This is a genomic window from Sediminicoccus sp. KRV36, from assembly GCF_023243115.1.
GTDB lineage: Bacteria > Pseudomonadota > Alphaproteobacteria > Acetobacterales > Acetobacteraceae > Roseococcus.
Genome location: NZ_CP085081.1, coordinates 1434680 through 1453452 on the forward strand (window position 1 = coordinate 1434680; position 18773 = coordinate 1453452).

An 18773-nucleotide genomic window follows, 5' to 3' on the forward strand; every position below is an offset into this window, starting at 1 on the left:
CCTTATCCGAAGGTTGTCAGAAGATCATCCACCTGCGCGGGCGTCAGCAGGCGGGGATTCATGGTGCGCAGCATGAGCGCGAGCCTGGCGGCTTCTTCGAGTTCCTCCGCGGCGTTGACCGCATCGGTCAGCGTGGCGCCGCAGATCACCGGGCCGTGATTGGCCAGCAGCACGGCCTTCGCCGATAGCGCCGCCGCATGGATAGCGGGCTCCATCGCCGCATCGCCGGGCCGGTAATAGGGAATGAGCGGCAGCGTGCGGCCGACGCGCATCACGAAATACGGAGTGAGGGGCGGAATGACCGCGTCCTCCAGGCAGGAGATCGCCGTCGCATGGGTGGAATGCAGATGCACGACGGCCCCCGCATCGGGGCGTGCGTCCAGGAAGGCGCGGTGCAGGAACACCTCCTTGGTGGGCTTGTCGCCGCCGATGTGGTTCCAGTCCCGGTCCAGCTTGCTGAGCCGCGCGGCATCGAGCCGCCCGAGGGAGGAGTTGGTGGGCGTCATCAGATAGCCATCCGGGAGGCGCAGGCTGATATTGCCCGCACTGCCCACACTGTAGCCGCGCGCAAAGAGCGAGGCGCCCAGGCTCACCAGAAGCTGCCGCTGATCCTCTTCCCGCATGGTCAGGCGAAGGCCTTCAGGAAAAAGTCGCGCGCGCCGAAATTGCCGCTCTTGAGCGCGAGCCACATGCCCTCCGGGGCGGCATCGGGCGTCGCATGGGTCCAGGGCACGCCCGGATCAATCTCCGCCCCGATGCGCAGCGCATGGACGCCCAGGCGCTGCACCACCGCACCCGAGGTTTCACCCCCCGCGATGACCAGGCGACGCACGCCCGCCTGCACCAGGGCGGCGGCGATCTCGGCCATGGCGTGTTCGATCAGCAGGCCCGCCGCCTCCCGCCCCAGCCTCTGCTGCAAGGCCGCGACCCGCTCGGGCGGCGCCGAGGCGGCGATGACGATGGGCCGCGCAGCATCGAGCTTCCCGGCCATCCAAGCCTTCGCCTCGCCTGCCAGTGCCGCGGCATCCGGCGTGGCCAGCGCATCTAGCTCCAGCGTCGGCACATGATCCCGCGCGAGGCCGATCTGCCCCAGCGTGGCCCGGGAGCAGGAGCCGGCGATGACGGCGCAGAGCCCGCCCACTTCGGGCAGCGCGCCGGCATCCTCGCGCGCTGGCAGAAGGCCGGCGCTGCGGAAGTTTTCGGGCAGGCCCATCGCGATGCCGGACCCGCCGGTGATCAGCGCGTGGTTCGCGCAGGCTTCGCCCAGGGCCATGAGATGCGCGTCCGTGATGGCATCCGCGATGGCGAAGCGGCGATTGGCATCGCGCAGGCGCGTCACCTCCGCGCGGATCGCGCCGGCCCCGCGTTCGACCACGGCGAAGGGAATGAGCCCGACGCTGCCTTCGCTCTGCCGCCCGAGCACCCGCACCAGATTGGCATCGCGCATCGGCGTCAGCGGGTGGTTCTCCATGCCGCTTTCATTCAGCACGTGGTTGCCGACGAAGAGGTGGCCCTGAAAGATGGTGCGGCCATTGGTCGGGAAAGCAGGGCAGGCGATGGCGAAGGGCGCGTCGAGCCGCTTCAGCAGCGCTTCTGCCACCGGGCCGATATTGCCGTGCTCGGTGCTGTCGAAGGTGGAGCAGTACTTGAACAGGATCTGCCTGGCCCCGGCCGCCAGCAGCGCCTCACAGGCGGCCAGCGACTGCAGGACGGCCTCACGCGCCGGAATGGTGCGCGATTTCAGCGCGATGATGACGGCATCCGCCTCGGGCAGGGCGTCTTCCGGCACGCCGATCACCTGGACGGCCCGCATGCCCTGGCGGACCAGCGTGCTGGCGAGGTCGGTGGCGCCGGTGAAGTCGTCAGCGATGCAGCCAAGAAGCGGCATGGAAATCTCCTGTATCACCCACGGTTTAGGCTGAGGCGCGGTCCCGGGCAAACAGGGCTTGAAGCGGAGGGGGCGCGGGGCAACATCTCCCTCATGAACAATCCCTCGCACCATCGGCCGGTGCTGGACATGACGCCGGATGGCGCATTCCGGGAAGCGCCGAAGCCCACCGGTTTCAACCTTCTGCTCGCGCGGACGGGCGGGGTGGCGATCCTCGTTGCGGTTGCGGCGGGCGGATTGCTGCTGGTGGCCCTGGCCATCTTCTTCATCGGGCTGTTGCTGCCGATCGTCATCGGTGCCGGGGCCATCGCGGCCGTCTCGCTGTGGTGGCGCCGTCGTCGCCTGCGCAAGATGGGCATCGAGCCCGGCCCGATCCGGATCGTGGTGCGCCGCTGAGCCGCGGCGGCGCTCCCGCCGGCCCGGTTTTGCGCCCCCCGCCGTGTCAGGGTCCCTCCATCGCTGTTCCGCCGTTGGGGGCGGCCTGGTACCCGGTCGCTCCGGGCATGGCCGCGGCCGCGGCGGCGGGGTAGCCTGCGCCCCAGGGCTTCGGGCCGGAAGGCTTCGGCCCGACACAGCAGATGAGGATCAGGCCATGACCAATACCGTCAAGGACATGCTGGAGGCCGCCAATGCCGCGGTGCCGCGCATCAGCGGGGCGGAGGCCGTGGCCCTCGCCGGCCGGCCTGAGGTGCTGATCCTGGACGTTCGCGACGCCGCCGAAGTGAAGGTGACCGGCAAGGCCGTGGGCGGCCTCGCCGTCTCCCGCGGATTGCTCGAATTCCGGGCCGACCCGGACTCGCCCATGCATGACGCGGCGTTCGACCGGGCGAAGACCATCATCATCCATTGTGCCGCCGGTGGGCGGGCGGCGCTGGCCGGGCAGACGCTGAAATCCATGGGCTACACGGATGTGCGCAACCTGGGCGGCTTCAAGGACTGGGTGGAAGCGGGCGGCGAGGTTGAACCGGGGTAGGGCCACTGGTGCTGTTAGAGAGAATCGAACTCTCGACCTCCTCATTACCAATGAGGTGCTCTACCACTGAGCTACAACAGCGGCCGGGGCGGTTCCTACCCACCTGCCTGCCGTCCCGCAAGCCCCATGTGCCAAAAACCCGCTTGGCGGCGTTCATCGTTGCCTGGATGGCACAAGGGTTGCTCAGCTCTGGGCGCTTCTCCTTGCAAGAAAGACGCCCCATGCACCGATGCATCCCCCCGACCGGCCTCCTGGGCGCCGCCCTGTTGGCCTGTGGCCTGCTCTGGCCCACCTCGCCCCAGGCCCAGACCGAGGCGCCCACCATGCGGGTCGTGGGGAATTTCTCCTCCAACCGCACCCATGTGGAGGTGGTGGAGCGCCCCTTCTTCACCCAGCTTGCCCAAACGGCGGGCATGCGCACCAATATCACCTACAACCCGATGGACCAGGTGGGGGTGCAGGCGGCCGATGCCTTCCGCCTGCTGCGCTCCGGCGCCTTTGACGTGATGAGCGTGCAGATCGGCATGGCCAGCCGGGATGATCCCTTCTTCGAAGGGCTCGACCTTGTCGGCGTCTCGACCGACATGGCGCAGCTGCGCCGTGCCGTGGACGCCTATCGCGAGGCCTTCGACCGCCGCCTGCAAACCCGCTTCAATGCCAAGGTGATGACGTTGTGGCCCTTCGGCCCGCAGGTCATCTATTGCAACGCGCCGATCCGCACGCTGGAAAACCTGCGTGGCTTGCGCGTGCGCACCTTCACCCCCTCCATGGCCGCGCTGATGCAGAATTTCGGCGCCGTCGCCGTCACTCTGCAATTCAGCGAGGTCTATCCGGCGCTGCAGCGCGGGGTTGCGCAATGCGCCATCACCTCACCCACATCGGGCAATTCGGGAAATTGGCCGGAGGTGACGACGCATTTCCTGCCGCTCTCGCTGGGCGGTGCCGTGCAGGGCCATCTGATGAACCTGGACCATTGGCGCCGCTACTCGCCCGAGCGCCAGGCGGCGCTGACGGCCGAGTTCCGCCGAATGGAAAACCAGCTCTGGGATCTGGCGATCTCGGCCAATGAGGATGCGGTGAACTGCAATGTCGGGCGTGACCCCTGCACGGCCAATACCCGCTTCCGCATGACCATGGTGGAGATCGAGCCGGCCGATCAGGAGCGCGTGCGCCGCGCCGCCGAGGAGGTGGTGCTGCCGATCTGGCGCGATGCCTGCAACCGGGTGGACCCGCAATGCTCGGCCACCTGGAACCGCACGGTTGGCCAGGTCGCCAACATGCAGATCCGCTGAGCGTTCAGTTGTAGGCGAGGCGGGGCAGCCAGAGCGCCATTTCCGGCAGCGCGATCAGCAGCCCCGTCATCACCACCATCGCGAGGAAGAAGGGGATGGTCCCGGCGAAGACCTGCGCGATGGTTCCCTCCCGCCGCACCGCCTGGATGACGTAGAGCGTCATGCCCACCGGCGGTGAGATCAGCGAGATTTCGCACATCAGCACGATAAAGACGCCGAACCACACGGGATCGATCCCGGCCGCCACCACCACGGGAAAGATCACCGGCACCGTGCCCACCAGCATGGGCAGCGTCTCGAAGAAGACGCCCAGCAGCAGGTAGAACACCGTGAGCGCCAGGATGAGTTGCAGCGGCGTCGCGTCCAGGCCGGCCACGAAGGCGCCCAGGGCCGGCGTGACACCCAGCAGCCCCAGCACGAAATTCAGATAGAAGGCGCAGGCGAGGATGAGCAGGCTCATCGCCGTCAACTGCGCCGTGGCGATGAAGCATTCATGCAGCATCGCGACATTCAGCCGCCCGTAGATCGCGGCGATGGGCAGCGCGACCACCACGGCCAGCGCCGCACTCTCCGTCACCGTCGCCCAGCCCGTGTAGATCGAGCCCATGATGATGGTGAAGATGACCAGCGGCGGCAGCAGATCCACCAGGCGCTTCAGGCGCATGAGCAGCGGGTCCAGCGCCTCTTTTTCCCGCACCAGATCGGGCCGCGCGAGGGCGATGACGATGATCGTCGCCATGAAGAGCAGCGTCATCAGGATGCCGGGGATTACCGCCGCCGCGTAGAGCCGCCCGATGGAGGTATTGGTCATCGCGCCATAGACGATCAGCGCGATCCCGGGCGGGATCAGGTTGCCGAGCGAGGCGCCGGCCGCGATGGACCCCAGCACCAGCCGGTCGTCATATTTGCGCTTGCGAAAGGAGGGCAGGGCGACGGTGGCCACGGTCGCCGCCGTCGCGACCGAGGAGCCGGAGACGGCCGAGAAAATGGCGCTCGCCCCCACATTGGTATGCAGCAGACCGCCCGGCAGCACGTTCAGCCAGTCGGCCAGGCTGCGGTAGAGCCGGTCCGTGCTGCCGCTGCGCACCAGGATTTCGCCCAGCAGGATGCAGAGCGGGATGGAGAGCAGGACGTAGTCCTCCATCGAGGCCCAGAGCTGGGTCCCCACCGCATTCACTAGCGCCGGGCTGAGATAGAGCGTGGCCCCCAGCACTGCGACCAGGAACATCGAGGTCGCCACATGCAGCCCGAGGAAGAGCAGCCCGACCATGAGGCCGAAGCCGATCGCCGTCTCGCCCACGCCGATCATGGCGCCAGCTCCTTGCCTTGTGTGCGGGAGAGCAGGGCGCTGGCCTCCGCCTCCACTTCCTCATCCAGCGTCATGGGGCCGTAGAGGCGATTGAGCCGGGCGCGATCCACCACCAGCAGGAAGAGCGCATGCAGGGCGAAGAGCACGGCGCAGGCGGCGAAGGTCACGAGGCCGAGCAGCCAGAGGCTCTGCGGAATCCAGAGCGGCGTGCCCAGCGGCGAATTGGCGTGGGACTGGAACTCGATGCTTTCGGAAACCACATCAAGTCCACGCCAGGCGGCGAAGACGGCGAGGCCCGCCAGCAGCGCATAGGCCAGCGCATTCAGCACGGCTCGCACAGGGGCCGGCAGATGCGCCAGCAGGAAATCCACCCGCGTATGCGCCTTTGTCACCAGCGCCCAGGCAAAGGCGAGCGAGGAAAACACCGCCAGCGTGTAGGCGCCGACCTCGTCGATGCCCTGGAAGGAACGGCCGAGGAATTTGCGCGCCAGGATTTCGGCGCAGGTCGCAAAGGAGAGCGCCAGCAGCCACCACCCCCCGGCGAGCACGAGGAAGCGCGCGAAGGGGGCAACCCGCCGCCCGATGGGATTTTCGTCGGGATGGGTCAAGGGAACTCCTGGGGGCAAGGGCCATCTGAGCCATGCAAAACGCATACCAGGGGTGCATCGGGCTGTGGCAACGCCCATAAACTTGCCGATCCGCGCCCACGCGTGTAAGCCCTGCCGCCTCGGCTCAACCCACGAAGAATTGCAGGTTCCCGCCCATGGCGAAGATGCAGGCCAATCAGATGCGTGCCGGCATGGTCATCGAATTCGAAGGCCAGCGCTACACCATCATCAAGCAGAACATCATGATCCCGGGCAAGGGCAACGCGATCATTCAGGTGGACATGCGCAACATCAAGACGGGGTCCAAGAAGGACCAGCGTTGGCGCACCGCCGACGTCGTCGAGCGCCTGACCACCGAGGACAAGGAGTTCACCTACTCCTACGCCGATGGCGACAACCTGGTCCTCATGGACCCCGAGACGTACGAGCAGACCCAGGTCCCGGGCACCATCCTGGGCGACCGCTTGGCCTTCCTGCAGGAAAACATGACGGTGAATGTCCGCCTCATTGAGGGTGACCCGGTGGCGATGGACCTGCCGGAGACCGTCATCCTCGAAATCGCCGAGGCCGATCCGGTGGTGAAGGGGCAGACCGCCTCCTCCTCCTACAAGCCGGCATTGCTGGTGAATGGCGTGAAGACGATGGTGCCGCCCTTCATCACGGCCGGCGAGAAGATCGTGGTCCGCACGGAAGACGCGTCCTACGTCGAGCGCGCCAAGAACTAAGGTCCCATTTATCGGAGGTGCAGGAACCTGGTGAAAACCACGCAGGTTTTCACCCTGCCAGGTTCCAGGGGCAGCGCCCCTGGCTCCAAGAAGGAAATTGAATGTCCGGCGCCTCGCCTCGCCTTTCCCCCGCCCTGAATGTCGTCGTCTCCGCCGTGCGCAAGGCGGGACGCCGCCTGCTGCGTGATTTCGGCGAGGTGGAGCAGCTCCAGGTCTCCATGAAGGGCCCTGGTGATTTCGTCAGCCAGGCCGATCTGCGGGCCGAGCAGACCCTGCGCGAGGATCTGCACAAGGCCCGCCCCGGCTTCGCCTTCCTGATGGAGGAGAGCGGCGCCCATGGCGATGCCGATTGGGAGTGGCGCTGGGTGGTGGACCCGCTGGATGGAACCACTAACTTCCTCCATGGGATCCCCCATTGGGCGATCAGCGTCGGCATCGAGAAGCGCATCGCCGAGGACAAGACGGAAGTGGTCGCCGGCGTCATCTACAACCCGGTGGTGGATGAGCTGTTCTGGGCCGAGAAGGGCATGGGCGCCTTCCTGAACGACAAGCGGCTGCGCGTCTCCGGCCGGCGGGACATGAAGGAGGCGCTGTTCGCCACCGGCATCCCTTTCGCCGCGACGCCCCGCAAGGCCGAATTCGCCCATGCCCTGGTGCGATTGATGCCGCAGGTCTCGGGCATCCGCCGCTTCGGTTCGGCCGCACTCGACCTCGCCTGGACGGCGGCCGGCCGTTATGACGGCTATTGGGAGCTGGGCCTGAACAAGTGGGATATCGCGGCCGGCCTTGTGATGCTGCGCGAGGCTGGCGGCATCGTCACCTCGCCCGATGGCGGGGATCCCTATCCGGAGGGGCATGTCGTCGCCGGCAACCAGCATCTGCACGGCAAGCTGCGTGAGGCGGTGGTCGACAGCATCGCCGCCGCCGCCCAGGGCGCCGCCAAGGGGCGCGCCGAGGCCGGCTGATGCTCGCCGATCACCAACTCGGCCGGCGCATCCTGCTGGCCCTGATGCTGCCCGCCGCCGCGCTGGCCCAGCCCCTGGGCACGCCCGCCACGCCGCCCGTGGCGCTGCCCCCCATGCCCGCCATTCGCCTCGCCCGCGGGGTGGCGGAACTGCCGCCGGGCGCATGGCGCGTCACCTTCCGGGCGGATCGCGATCAACTGGACGCCGAACAGCATGCGGCGCTGGGGCGGCTCGGCGCGGCACTCCAGACCGCCACGATCGGCCGCATCACGCTGAACAGCGAAGTGAGTGCGGGTGAGGACCTCTCGACCCATCGCCGCCTCTCCCTGCTGCGCGCGCGGGCGGTGAAGGATGCCCTGGTCGCGGGCGGGCTGAACGAGACGCGGGTGGATATCCGTGCCCTCGGCCGCACCGAAAACGGCCGCGATGTGGTGGATGTGCTGAGCCCGACGGCGCCACGCCCGGGCAGCTGATGCCCCGCGTCGCCGCCCCGGGGGCGCCGATTGATACCGCCGCGCCATAAGGCTAAGCCGGCGCGATGAGCCCGATCCGTGCCAATTTCCACATCCCCCGCCACGCTTTGCTGCGCGCCAAGGTGACCCGGTTGCGGCGCCGGGACACCGACAGCGCCACATTCCGCCGTGTGCTCGCCGAGATCGGCGCCATCCTGGCGAGCGAGGCGCTGCGTGACCTGCCCGAGACCACGGCCACCATCGAGACGCCCGTCGCGCGGATGGAAGCGCCGGTGCTGGCGCAGATGGAGCCCTGCCTTGTTGCCATCCTGCGCGCGGGCCTCGGCTTGCTGGATGGCGCGCGGATGGTGCTGCCCGATGCGCCGGTCGGTCATCTGGGCCTGGTGCGGGATGAGCAGACGCTGCTGGCCAGCGAATATGTGGTGCGCCTGCCCAAGGACCTGGCCCGCCGCGGCGCGCTGGTGCTGGACCCGATGCTGGCCACGGGCGGTTCCGCCGTGCAGGCCATTCATCGCGTGAAGCAGGCGGGTGCGAAGGTGGTGCGCTTCGCCTGCGTGGTGGCCGCCCCCGAGGGCGTGGCGGCCCTCCAGGCGGCGCATCCGGATGTCGCCATCCTGGCCGCCGCGCTGGATGAGCGGCTGAACGAGCATGGCTACATCGTGCCAGGCCTGGGCGATGCCGGGGATCGCTGCTTCGGGACGGAATGAGGCGATGGTGCCGGTGTTGACCACCGCGCGGCTGACCCTGCGCGGCTTCACCGAGGCGGATCTGGATGCCTTCGCCGCCATGCAGGCCGATGCGGAGGTGATGCGGCATCTCGGCACGGGCCAGACCCGCAGCCGGGCGGAAACCTGGCAGGGCATGGCGGGCTTCATGGGCCAATGGGCCTTGCGCGGCCATGGCCTCTGGGCGCTGGAGCATCAGGGGCGCTTCATCGGCCGGGCCGGCATCCTCAACCCCGAAGGCTGGCCGGCTCCGGAACTCGCCTATGCGCTGGCGCGGCCCGCCTGGGGCCAGGGCCTGGCCTTTGAGGCGGCTGAAGCGGCCCTCCGCTGGGCCCGGGCGGCGCTGCCGCAACGGCGCATCGTCAGCTACATCCGCCCGGCCAACGGGGCATCACGCCGCCTCGCGGCCCGGCTGGGTGGGGTGCAGGGGGAGGCCCTTGAATTGCTCGGCGCCGCGGCCGAGTGCTGGGATTATCCTCAGTAGCGGATCTTGTCGGGCTTCGCGTCCCAGAGCTGGAATGCCGCGATGGCTTCCTCGCTCAGCAGGCGCCGGATCGGCAGGGCGCGGGCCGGCATGGGCCGCGCGACTTCCTCATAGATCGCCGCGTCGTCAAAGCCGATCCGTGCGGCATCCGCGCGGTCATTGCCATAGACGATCTCGCCGATGCGGGCCCACCAGGTGGCGGCCAGGCACATCGGGCAGGGTTCGCAGCTGGTGTAGAGCGTGGCCCCGCTGAGGTCATGCGTGCCCAGTGCCGCGCAGGCGGCGCGGATCGCCACCACCTCGGCATGCTGGGTCGGGTCCTGGCCGGGGACGACGTTGTTGCGCCCCTCGCCAATGATGACGCCCGCCTTGACCACCACCGCGCCGAAGGGCCCTCCACCCTCGGCCACCCCCTGGCAGGAGAGGACGACGGCGCGGCGCATGAACATCTCTTCCATGGCATCCCCTGCTGCCGGTAAGCTGTGCGGATGACCTTGCCAGCGCTCTCCATCCTCGATCAATCCACCATCGTCTCCGGCCTGGGCCCGGCGGAGGCGATCCAGGAAAGCCTTGCCATCGCCCAATTGGCGGATCGGCTCGGCTATGCCCGCTATTGGCTGGCCGAGCACCACAACAGCCAGAGCCATGCGGGCTCGGCGCCGGAAATCCTGATCAGCGCCATTGCCGCCACCACGCGGCGCATCCGCGTCGGTTCCGCCGGCATCATGCTGCCGCATTACGCGGCGCTGAAGGTGGCCGAGCAATTCCGCGCCCTGGAAGCCATCGCCCCCGGCCGCATTGACCTGGGCCTGGGCCGGGCGCCCGGCAGCGATGGCCGCACCGCCTATGCGCTCAATCCCAATGCGGCGAGTGCGGCGGATCATTTCCCGGCCCAGCTGCGCGATCTGCTCGGCTGGCTTGGCGATGGCCTGCCCGAGAACCATCCCTTCCGCGAGGTCCGCGCCAGCCCCGAGGTGACGACCATGCCCGAGGTCTGGGTGCTGGGTTCCAGCGACTACGGCGCGCAGGTCGCGGCGTTTTTCGGCCTGCCCTATTGCTACGCCCACTTCATCACCGATGGCCGGGGGGCCGCCGAAGCGCTGCATATGTACCGCGAGGGCTTCCGGGAGATGCGCGGCCAGCCCGCCCACGCCGCCATCGCCGTCTATGCCCTGGCCGCCGATTCGGTGGCCGAGGCGGAGCGCCTTTTCGCGCCGCGCGCCCTCTGGCGCCTGCACCGCGACCGCGGCCATTTCCCGCCCTTTCCCACCGCAGATGAAGCGGCCAGCCACCCCTATACCGACGCCGAGCGCATCAGAATCGAGCGCATGCGGGAAAACGCCATCATCGGCACGGGTGAGCAGGTGCGGGACCGGTTGGCGGCACTCACCGCCGAGCTTGGCGTGCAGGAGGTGGCGATCCTCACCCCCTGCCACGATGCCGGCGCGCGGGCCCGCAGCGTGACCCTGCTGGCCGAGGCGTTCGGGTTGACGCAGCCCATGGCCATCGCCGCCGAATAGCCGGCCGCTTGACGCTGCCCCGATCCGGGTTGACGGTCGGCGCGTAACGTTCAGGCTTGATTCGACCCACCATGGCAGCCCCGACCACAGCGCCCAGCGCCGCCCAGTCCTTCCCCGAGCGGATGCGTGGCCTGGCCCCGGGGCTGGGGCTTTGCCTCGCCATCGCGGCCATTGCCATCATCATCCGCAACATGACGGGCATTGCCGCGCTCAACCCGGTGGTGGTGGCCCTGGTGCTGGGCGTGGGGCTGGGTGCGGTGATCGGCCGTCCGGCCAGCCTCAAGCCCGGGATCAGCTATGCGGTGCGGCCGGTGCTGCGCGCGGCCATCGTGCTGCTGGGCTTCCAGGTGACGGTTGGCATGCTCGCCTCGCTGGGCCTGGGTGCCCTGGTGCTGGCCTTCCTGGTGGTGGGGCTGACGCTGCCCTTCACCATCTGGCTCGGCCGCATCATGGGCGTGGACCCGAAACTCTCCCTGCTGATCGGTACCGGGACCGCGATCTGCGGCGCATCGGCCATCGTCGCCGCCAACCAGGTGGCGCGCGGCAAGGATGAGGACGTGACCTATGCGCTGGCGGTCATCACGCTGTGCGGGACGGTCGCGTTGATCACCTTCCCCTATCTGGGTGACCTGATGGGCATGTCCGCCAATACCTATGGCCTTTGGGCCGGGGCTGCGATCCATGAGGTGGTGCAGGCCGTCGGTGCCGCCGCAGCGGGCGGCCCGGAAGCCGCGCAGACCGGCACCGTGATGAAGCTGGCCCGCGTGTTCCTCCTGGCGCCCGCCGTGGTGGCGCTGGGCTGGTGGGTGGCGCGCAGCAGCACGGCGGAGGCCGGGCACGCCAAGGCCCCGGTGCCCTGGTTCGCCTTCGGCTTCCTGGCGCTGGTCGTGATCGGCAGCACGGGCCTCGTGCCGAAATTCGTCGTGGATGCGTCGCGCTTCATCGTGCCGATCATGCTCGCGGCCTCGGTCGCGGCACTTGGGCTGCAGACCGATCTGCGGGCGTTGCATGCGCGCGGCGCGGCTCCCCTGTTGCTTGGCGTGGCCAGCACGGTGTTCATCACCCTGCTGGCCCTGCTGGGGGTCGCGATCATCTGATCGCCACGGCGGGGTTCACTCCGGCTTGATGTCGTGATCGCGGATCACCGCACCCCAGCGCTCGCGGTCCTGGCCGATCTGCCGGACCATGTCGGCCGGTGAGCCACCCATGCGCAGCATGGCGTTTTCCTCAAAGCGGCGCTGCACATCGGGTGCCATGAGGGCGCGGTTGATCTCGGCATTGAGGCGCTGCACCAGGGCCGGCGCCATGCCGCCCGGCCCCGCCACGCCAAACCAGTTGGGGATGACGAAACCGGGCAGCCCGTCCAGCGACATCACCGGCAATTCGGGCAGCAGGGGCGAGGCCGTGGCGGCGCCATAGGCGATGGCCCGCAAGCCACCGCCGCGAATCTGCGCGAGGTATTCCGGCAGATTGCCCCACATCACCTCGATCCGGCCGGCGACGATGTCGAGGATGGCCGGCGCCCCGCCGCGATACCCCACCTGCTCCAGCCGCGTATTGGTCAGCGACATGAACAGCGCGCAGGAGAGTTGCTGGCTGGAGCCGGGGCCGACCGTGGCACAGCGCAGCGCGCCTGGCCGTTCCCGCGCGATGCGCGCCACATCCTGCCAGGTCTGGATGCCGGACGCGGGCGAGGCCACCAGGATGTTGTAGACATTGGCGACATTCACGATAGGCGTGATATCGCGATCGGTCTCATAGGGCAGGCGCTGCATCTGCGGCAGGACGGCCATCATGCTCATCGAGACGAGCAGCAGCGTGTAGCCATCGGGGGCCGCGCGGGCGAGTTCGCCGGCGGCGATGGCGCCACTCGCCCCCGTGCGGTTATCCACCACGACGCGGCGGCCCATCTGCTGGGAAAGCTGCTCGGCCAGCACGCGGCCGAGCAGATCCGATGTGCCACCGGGGGCGAAGGCGTTCAGGAAGCGGATGTCGCGTGTGGGGTAGTCCTGCGCCCAGGCGGGTGTCGCCATGGTCAACAGGATCAGCAGGATGCGCCGCATACTCGTCTCTCCCAAAGGTTGCCTCCCGGTTGCTCCGGGATGGCCAGTGCGCGCAGCTTGTCAGGCCACGCGGTATTTTTCCAGCACGGCACGATCCACCTCGATGCCGATCCCCGGGCCGTCGGGGACGCGAACAATGCCGTTCACCTGAACGATGGGCTCCATCGCCAGGTGATCGCGCAGCGGGTTGGGCGTCTGCTCGAATTCCAGCATGGGTGGCATGGGGCGGAAGGCGGGCGGCGTGTCCGGCAGGGCCGCGAGGAACTGCACCGTGGCGGCGAGGCCAATGGCCGAGCCCCAGGCATGCGGCACGCATTCCACCCCATGCGCGCTGGCCAGGGCCGCGATCTTGCGGCACTCGCTGATGCCGCCCGCGGCGCAGACATCGGGCTGCACGATGTCCATGGCCTTGGTCGCGATCACATCGCGGAAGCCCCAGCGGGTAAAGTCATTCTCGCCGCCGGCCACGGCCAGATCCAGCGCGCGGGAGACTTCGACATAGCCCGCGTGATCCTCCGGGCTGATCGGCTCCTCGAACCAGAGCAGATCGAGCTTTTCCATCTCGCGCCCCAGCTTGATGGCCTGGGGCACGGTGAAGCAGTGATTGGCATCCACGGCGAGTTGCACGCCATCGCCCAGCGCCTCGCGCACGGCGGCGATGCGGCGGATATCGAGCTTGGGATCGCCCAGGCCGATCTTCATCTTTACCGCGCGGAAGCCTTGTTCCTTGTAAGCAAGGGCTTCCTCCACCGCTTCCTCGACCAGGCGGTCCATGTCGATGAAGTAGAGGCCGGTGGCATAGGCGACGAGGTCCTTGCGATGCGCCCCGCCGATCAGCTTGTGGATGGGCTTGTTCACCGCGCGGCCCATCACATCCCACAGCGCGATATCAATCCCCGAGAGCGCGCAGATGGTCATCCCGGTCAGGCCGTAATCCTTGATCCGGTTGTAGAGATCCTCCCACACCACCTCGACATCGAAGGGGTCACGGCCAATGACGCGGTTGCGGTATTGCGTCTCGATGATGGCCTTGTTGACCATGGCCGGGCCATAGCATTCGCCCCAGCCGGTGATGCCCTCATCCGTGCTGATTTCCACGAGGCAGGAAGCGCGGGTGGTGTAGAGCCAGCCCCGCGCCGAGGTGAAGGGCTTCTCCACCTTGGACTGCACCACGTGGCAGGTGACATCCGTGACCTTCATGCGCCGTTTCCCCCTTTGGTTGCTTGCGCAAAGGTTAGGAGGCGGCCAGCTCACCGGCAAGCAGGCCACGCCTTGGCAAAAGGCCATTGCTTGAGCCCGGACCGGAATGGTGCCCAGCACCTTGGCTGGGGAGCTCAGCGCCGCCGCCCGCAGGATGGCGAGGCCGGCCAGATCACGGCCGGACGGATGGGCTACCCGATCCGTATCGGAGCCCAAGGCCACCATTCATGGCCACCAGGCATGGCTTCAGCCCGCGGGATGGGGCGGACATGACGGAGGGCAGGTGACGAGGCGCCTCCTTCCATCGGCCATGATGCCCGCAAGCACGGCCGCGCCGGCCAATGCCGCGGTTGGGCTTCGGCTTGGGGCGAGGGCATCCGCAGGGCGGGCTAGGGCGCCGGGAGCCGGTATCCGCCCAGGATTTCCTCCTCCTGCTGCTTCAGGCCGCGGCCGCGCAGCACACCGATGGTGAGTTGGAGGTAGAGCAGCACCTCCCGCCAGCGCGGCAGATAATCCACGAAGCAGCGCCAAGTGAGGAGTTTGCGCAGGGGCAGGGCTTCGTGCTCGTGCCAGGACAGGATCCCTTCGAACAGGTGCATCCTTCCCATATCCGCCCGCGTGGCTTGCCAGCGAAGCCGCTTGCTGATGGCGGCATGGCCGAACATGCGCAGCACCAGCGTCATCTTGAACACATTCGCCGGGATGATGACGCGCATGATCATCGGGTCGGCGGCCGCCGGGTCCACGGCGATGACGGTGCGGTTCCACAGGTCGAACAGGAAGCCCTGCCGGTTTTCGCCCGCGCGGACGTCGAACAGGACAGGGTGCCCCTTGAAGCGTCGGCGCAGGAAGAACGGCGTGTTGCGAGCCATCTCGATAAGGTAGCGCTGGGCCATCTTCTCGCTGACGTGACTGCGCGCCTCGCGCGCGTAGGTGCGCTCCAGCACCGCCTGCTTCTCGGCGGCGTATTGCGCCAGATGGCGTTCGCGGTCCTCGAGCCAGGGTGAGGGCGTGATGTGGAAACCCGCCTGATCATCCCATGAATCGCCGGTGGTCATCACCTTGAGCTCGGTCGGAAACGGGTGCTCGCGTTGATAGGCGGCGAAGTCGCGCGCCACCGTGTCGGGTGAGACGACGTGGTGGTTGAATTCCCAGGTTTCGCGATGGAGGTGGCAGTGGTTGGACGCGAAGGGCACCGCATAGCGCGGCTGCACCCGCTTCATGAAGGCGCAGAAGGCACGGCTATAGCCCGCAACATCGTCCACCTGTTCATCCGGGCCGTCCAGGCATTGATAGGTCAGCCGCGCATTGGCCGAGCTGTGGCTGCGCAGCGCGAAGTCAATCCTGGGATGGTCGTCCATGATCTGCGCAAGCGGCAGGCCCATGAACTTGGCATCATTGGCGTTCAGGATGGTCGTGCCATCGGCCTCGATCACGGCCGCGCTGTCGGAGAACGGCGAGAATTGGTAGCTGGTGATCGCCATGCCCGGCGCGAGTTCGCTGCGCCGCCCGTGCCTGAGCTCGATCACGTTGCGGAAGCCGATCTTGTGCAGGTCATCCCGCATGCGGGTGTAACGATCAAAGGCGATCAGCACCGGTGTGTCGAGGCTGAAAAGCTTGAGCGACGCGCTCTGGAAATGATCCCAGTGGATATGCGTCAGGTAGATCCAGTCCGGCTTGAGCGACGCAACCAGCTCTGGCGCGACGGGTGGATAGTTCCACCAGGACCGCCAATAGGTGCTGCCGATCAACCAGGGATCGCAGATCAGTTGTCGGCCCTGGCTTTCAACAAGCAGGCCGGCATGGGACAGGATCGCCATGCGCACAGGGGCATCTCCCCACCGTCAGAAGCATGAATTCAGCAATATTTTTCCGTGCTGTGTCAAGCGAGAGGGGGCGGGTTGACCGCATCGGGCCGGCGGCGGACCCCACGAGTCAACTGGCCAATCCGGAATTGGCGACGCCTGCGGCTGCCAGGCCCGCGCCCTACCTGCTCGTCTGGCCCTTGGCGATGGGGGCGATGAACTGCGCCTCGGTATCCCAGGGAAACAGGATCCAGGTGTCCTGGCTGACCTCGGTCACGAAGGTATCCACCAGCGGCTTGCCAGCGGGCTTGGCGTAGATCGTGGCGAAATGGGCATGTGGCAGCATCGCGCGCACGAGCTTCGCAGTGGTGCCGGTATCCACCAGGTCGTCAATGATCAGCCAGCCCTGGCCATCGCCCGCCGCCGCCGGGGATTTCATGACGCGCGGCTCACCCTTCTTCTCCTCGTCATAGGTGACGATGCTGACCGTCTCGATGATGCGGCATTCCAGCTCGCGCGCGATGATGGCGGCCGGGATCAGCCCGCCACGCGTGATGGCGACGACGCCCTGCCAGGGCCCGAGCTCGAGCAGACGCCAGGCCAGCGCCTTGCTGTCACGATGCAGCTGATCCCAGGTGACGGTGAAATAGCGCTGCGCCATCAGAACATCTTCCCGCCATCGGGCACATGAATATCCGGCCGCAGCAGGACGATGGCGCCGTTCTCGTCAGGCAGGCCCAGCACCAGGACCTCGCTCATGAAGGGGCCGATCTGGCGGGGCGGAAAATTCACCACGGCCAGCACCTGGCGGCCGATCATCCGGTCCGGCGTGTAATGCGCCGTGATCTGCGCCGAGCTTTTCTTGATGCCAAGCGGCTCGCCGAAATCCACCCAAAGCTGGATGGCGGGCTTCTTCGCCTCGGGGAAGGGCTTGGCGTCCACCACGGTGCCAACGCGGATGTCGAGCTTCTCGAAGTCCGGATAGGTGATCGTTTCCATGGCATCGCCGCTATCCTATTTCCGCGCCGGAAGCGAGGGGGCCGAGGGTTCCAAGCTGGACCGGCTTCGTCCTATATGGAGGTGAAACGTTTTGCCCCTTGAGGAAACTCCATCCATGCGCGACTTCCACGCCCCTGGCCGCAGCCCGGTCATCGCCGCACGCGGCATGGCCGCGACCTCCATGCCGGCGGCGACCCTGACGGCGATCGAGGTCCTCAAATCCGGGGGCAATGCGCTGGATGCGGCCATCGCGGCCGTGGCCGTGCTGGGTGTGATCGAGCCGCAGAGCACCGGCATCGGCGGGGATTGCTTCTGCCTCTACGCGCCGGCCGGCACGGGCCGCGTCTATGCGATGAACGGCTCGGGCCGGGCCCCCATGGCCGCCACCCCCGAGGCGCTGCGCGCGGCAGGCGTGACCCAGCTGGTGGACACGAGCGCCCATGTGGTGACCATCCCGGGCGCCGTTTCCGCCTGGGAGGCGCTGAATGCGGCGCATGGCCGCAAGGCGCTGGATTTCCTGCTGCAACCCGCCATCCGCTTTGCCGAGCAAGGCTTCCCCGTGCTGCAGCGCGTGGCGGCCGACTGGGCCGATGCGGCCGGCAAGCTGCGGCTGAATGAGGCCTCCACCCGGCTCTACCTGAAGAATGGCGAGGCCCCGCGCGAGGGCGACATCATGCGCTTCCCTGCGCTGGCGAAGACGCTGCGCGCCATCGCGGCGAAGGGCGCCCGCGGCTTCTACGAGGGCGAGGTGGCGGCCGACATGGTGGCCACACTTCGCGCCCTGGGCGGGCTGCACACCGAGGAGGATTTCGCGGCCAGCCTGCGCAGCGCCGAATTCGTGACGCCGATCCAGCGCAGCTGGAAGGGCATGGATATCCATGAATGCCCGCCGAACGGCACGGGCATCATCGCGCTCATGATCCTGGGCCTGCTGGAAGGCTTCACGCCGCCCGAGGATCCCATGTCGGCCCTGCGGCTGCACCGGCATATCGAGGCCGCGCGCCTCGCTTACCGCGACCGCGATGCCTTCATCGCGGACCCGGCGCAGGTGCCGGTGCCGACCGACATCCTCCTCTCGGACGCCTATCTCAGTGGGCTGGCCAAGCTCATCACCGATGCGGGCGCCATGGTGGTGCCGCCGGCCCCCGATACGCTGCTGCCCAAGCATGACGACACGGTCTATCTCTGTGTGGTGGATGAGGAGGGCAATGCCTGTTCCTTCATCAACTCGCTGTTCAAGAGCTTCGGCACCGGCATCACGGCCGAGAAATCGGGCGTCATGCTGCATAATCGTGGCTTCGGCTTCCGCCTGCAGGAAGCCCACCCGAATTGCATCGCGCCGGGCAAGCGGCCGATGCACACCATCATCCCCGGCATGGCCATGAAGGATGGCCGGGCGGTGATGCCCTTCGGCGTGATGGGCGGGCATTTCCAGCCGATGGGCCAGACGCTCCTGCTCTCCAACATGTTCGACTACGGGATGAACCCGCAGCAGGCATTGGACGCGCCGCGCCTCTTCCCCGAGGGCGGCAAGGTTCAGGTGGAGGCGCATGTGCCGGCGGCGACCGTCGCCAAGCTGAACGCGATGGGCCATGTCTGCGAGCCGATCACCAAGCCGCATGGCGGTGGCCAGGTGATCTTCATGGATCATGACCGCGGCGTGCTGATCGGCGGCAGCGATCCGCGCAAGGATGGCTGCGTGATGGGCTACTAGGCGCAGCGCGCGCCCATCATCCCCATCGTA

General features: G+C 67.7%; 21 protein-coding genes and 1 tRNA gene. 11 read left to right on the forward strand and 11 right to left on the reverse strand.

The window, feature by feature from the left end; genetic code table 11:
• Window positions 1–2: 2 nt before the first annotated feature.
• Both LHU95_RS06420 and otnK read right to left on the reverse strand, forming a co-directional pair.
• On the reverse strand, window positions 3–623 hold the full coding sequence (locus LHU95_RS06420; RefSeq protein ID WP_248710544.1) for an aldolase: 621 nt from the start codon (window positions 621–623) through the stop codon (window positions 3–5).
• A gap of 2 nt (window positions 624–625) precedes the next feature.
• Entirely contained in the window at window positions 626–1888 is a 1263-nt protein-coding gene (gene otnK / locus LHU95_RS06425) for a 3-oxo-tetronate kinase (RefSeq protein WP_248710545.1), read from the reverse strand.
• A 93-nt stretch (window positions 1889–1981) separates the two neighbouring features.
• On the opposite strand from otnK, the gene LHU95_RS06430 reads away from it, so the two are divergent.
• Window positions 1982–2284, forward strand: a complete 303-nt coding sequence (locus LHU95_RS06430; protein WP_248710546.1) for a Loki-CTERM sorting domain-containing protein — start codon at window positions 1982–1984, stop codon at window positions 2282–2284.
• Between the two features lie 196 nt (window positions 2285–2480).
• On the forward strand, window positions 2481–2861 hold the full coding sequence (locus LHU95_RS06435; RefSeq protein ID WP_248710547.1) for a rhodanese-like domain-containing protein: 381 nt from the start codon (window positions 2481–2483) through the stop codon (window positions 2859–2861).
• Between the two features lie 6 nt (window positions 2862–2867).
• Here the strand turns inward: LHU95_RS06435 and LHU95_RS06440 are convergent.
• Window positions 2868–2942 (reverse strand) — tRNA-Thr (locus LHU95_RS06440).
• 140 nt (window positions 2943–3082) lie between these two features.
• Between LHU95_RS06440 and LHU95_RS06445 the strand changes: the two genes are divergently transcribed.
• A complete protein-coding gene (locus LHU95_RS06445; protein ID WP_248710548.1) occupies window positions 3083–4153 on the forward strand; it encodes a TRAP transporter substrate-binding protein in 1071 nt (356 codons plus the stop codon).
• Between the two features lie 4 nt (window positions 4154–4157).
• Here the strand turns inward: LHU95_RS06445 and LHU95_RS06450 are convergent, their stop codons facing one another.
• Window positions 4158–5462 carry a TRAP transporter large permease gene (locus LHU95_RS06450; protein ID WP_248710549.1) on the reverse strand — a complete coding sequence of 435 codons (1305 nt, stop codon included), beginning with the start codon at window positions 5460–5462 and terminating at the stop codon, window positions 4158–4160.
• Window positions 5459–6070, reverse strand: coding sequence for a TRAP transporter small permease (locus LHU95_RS06455; RefSeq protein ID WP_248710550.1), 612 nt, complete (start codon window positions 6068–6070; stop codon window positions 5459–5461). The genes LHU95_RS06450 and LHU95_RS06455 overlap by 4 nt, the downstream gene beginning before the upstream one ends.
• A gap of 155 nt (window positions 6071–6225) precedes the next feature.
• On the opposite strand from LHU95_RS06455, the gene efp reads away from it, so the two are divergent.
• The 5 genes from efp to LHU95_RS06480 all read left to right on the forward strand — a co-directional run bounded on the left by efp (window position 6226) and on the right by LHU95_RS06480 (window position 9442).
• Entirely contained in the window at window positions 6226–6795 is a 570-nt protein-coding gene (gene efp, locus LHU95_RS06460) for an elongation factor P (protein WP_248710551.1), read from the forward strand.
• Window positions 6796–6896: 101 nt separating this feature from the next.
• Complete coding sequence (locus tag LHU95_RS06465) at window positions 6897–7760, forward strand: inositol monophosphatase family protein (protein WP_248710552.1); 864 nt, start codon at window positions 6897–6899, stop codon at window positions 7758–7760.
• Window positions 7760–8233: an OmpA family protein gene (locus LHU95_RS06470; protein ID WP_248710553.1), complete on the forward strand. Its 474-nt coding sequence runs from the start codon at window positions 7760–7762 to the stop codon at window positions 8231–8233. The genes LHU95_RS06465 and LHU95_RS06470 overlap by 1 nt, the downstream gene beginning before the upstream one ends.
• 65 nt (window positions 8234–8298) lie before the next feature.
• Complete coding sequence (gene upp, locus LHU95_RS06475) at window positions 8299–8940, forward strand: uracil phosphoribosyltransferase (protein WP_248710554.1); 642 nt, start codon at window positions 8299–8301, stop codon at window positions 8938–8940.
• A 4-nt stretch (window positions 8941–8944) separates the two neighbouring features.
• Entirely contained in the window at window positions 8945–9442 is a 498-nt protein-coding gene (locus tag LHU95_RS06480; protein WP_248710555.1) for a GNAT family N-acetyltransferase, read from the forward strand.
• On the opposite strand, the gene LHU95_RS06485 is transcribed toward LHU95_RS06480, so the two are convergent.
• Window positions 9436–9900, reverse strand: coding sequence for a nucleoside deaminase (locus LHU95_RS06485; protein WP_248710556.1), 465 nt, complete (start codon window positions 9898–9900; stop codon window positions 9436–9438). The two genes, LHU95_RS06480 and LHU95_RS06485, sit on opposite strands and share 7 nt — an antisense overlap.
• Window positions 9901–9930: 30 nt before the next feature.
• On the opposite strand from LHU95_RS06485, the gene LHU95_RS06490 reads away from it, so the two are divergent.
• Window positions 9931–10962 (forward strand): LLM class flavin-dependent oxidoreductase, encoded by a 1032-nt coding sequence (locus LHU95_RS06490; RefSeq protein ID WP_248710557.1) that lies wholly within the window; start codon window positions 9931–9933, stop codon window positions 10960–10962.
• 71 nt (window positions 10963–11033) lie between these two features.
• Window positions 11034–12059 carry a putative sulfate exporter family transporter gene (locus LHU95_RS06495; RefSeq protein ID WP_248710558.1) on the forward strand — a complete coding sequence of 342 codons (1026 nt, stop codon included), beginning with the start codon at window positions 11034–11036 and terminating at the stop codon, window positions 12057–12059.
• A gap of 15 nt (window positions 12060–12074) precedes the next feature.
• Here the strand turns inward: LHU95_RS06495 and LHU95_RS06500 are convergent, their stop codons facing one another.
• The 5 genes from LHU95_RS06500 to LHU95_RS06520 form a co-directional block, all read right to left on the reverse strand.
• On the reverse strand, window positions 12075–13025 hold the full coding sequence (locus tag LHU95_RS06500) for a tripartite tricarboxylate transporter substrate binding protein (protein ID WP_248710559.1): 951 nt from the start codon (window positions 13023–13025) through the stop codon (window positions 12075–12077).
• 60 nt (window positions 13026–13085) lie between these two features.
• On the reverse strand, window positions 13086–14225 hold the full coding sequence (locus LHU95_RS06505) for a mandelate racemase/muconate lactonizing enzyme family protein (protein WP_248710560.1): 1140 nt from the start codon (window positions 14223–14225) through the stop codon (window positions 13086–13088).
• A 389-nt stretch (window positions 14226–14614) separates the two neighbouring features.
• Entirely contained in the window at window positions 14615–16045 is a 1431-nt protein-coding gene (locus LHU95_RS06510) for an MBL fold metallo-hydrolase (protein ID WP_248710561.1), read from the reverse strand.
• Window positions 16046–16211: 166 nt separating this feature from the next.
• Window positions 16212–16691, reverse strand: a complete 480-nt coding sequence (gene gpt / locus LHU95_RS06515) for a xanthine phosphoribosyltransferase (protein WP_248710562.1) — start codon at window positions 16689–16691, stop codon at window positions 16212–16214.
• Window positions 16691–17029 carry a tRNA-binding protein gene (locus LHU95_RS06520; RefSeq protein ID WP_248710563.1) on the reverse strand — a complete coding sequence of 113 codons (339 nt, stop codon included), beginning with the start codon at window positions 17027–17029 and terminating at the stop codon, window positions 16691–16693. The genes gpt and LHU95_RS06520 overlap by 1 nt, the downstream gene beginning before the upstream one ends.
• A 115-nt stretch (window positions 17030–17144) precedes the next feature.
• Between LHU95_RS06520 and LHU95_RS06525 the strand changes: the two genes are divergently transcribed.
• A complete protein-coding gene (locus tag LHU95_RS06525; RefSeq protein WP_248710564.1) occupies window positions 17145–18743 on the forward strand; it encodes a gamma-glutamyltransferase family protein in 1599 nt (532 codons plus the stop codon).
• The last annotated feature ends 30 nt before the right edge of the window (window positions 18744–18773 follow it).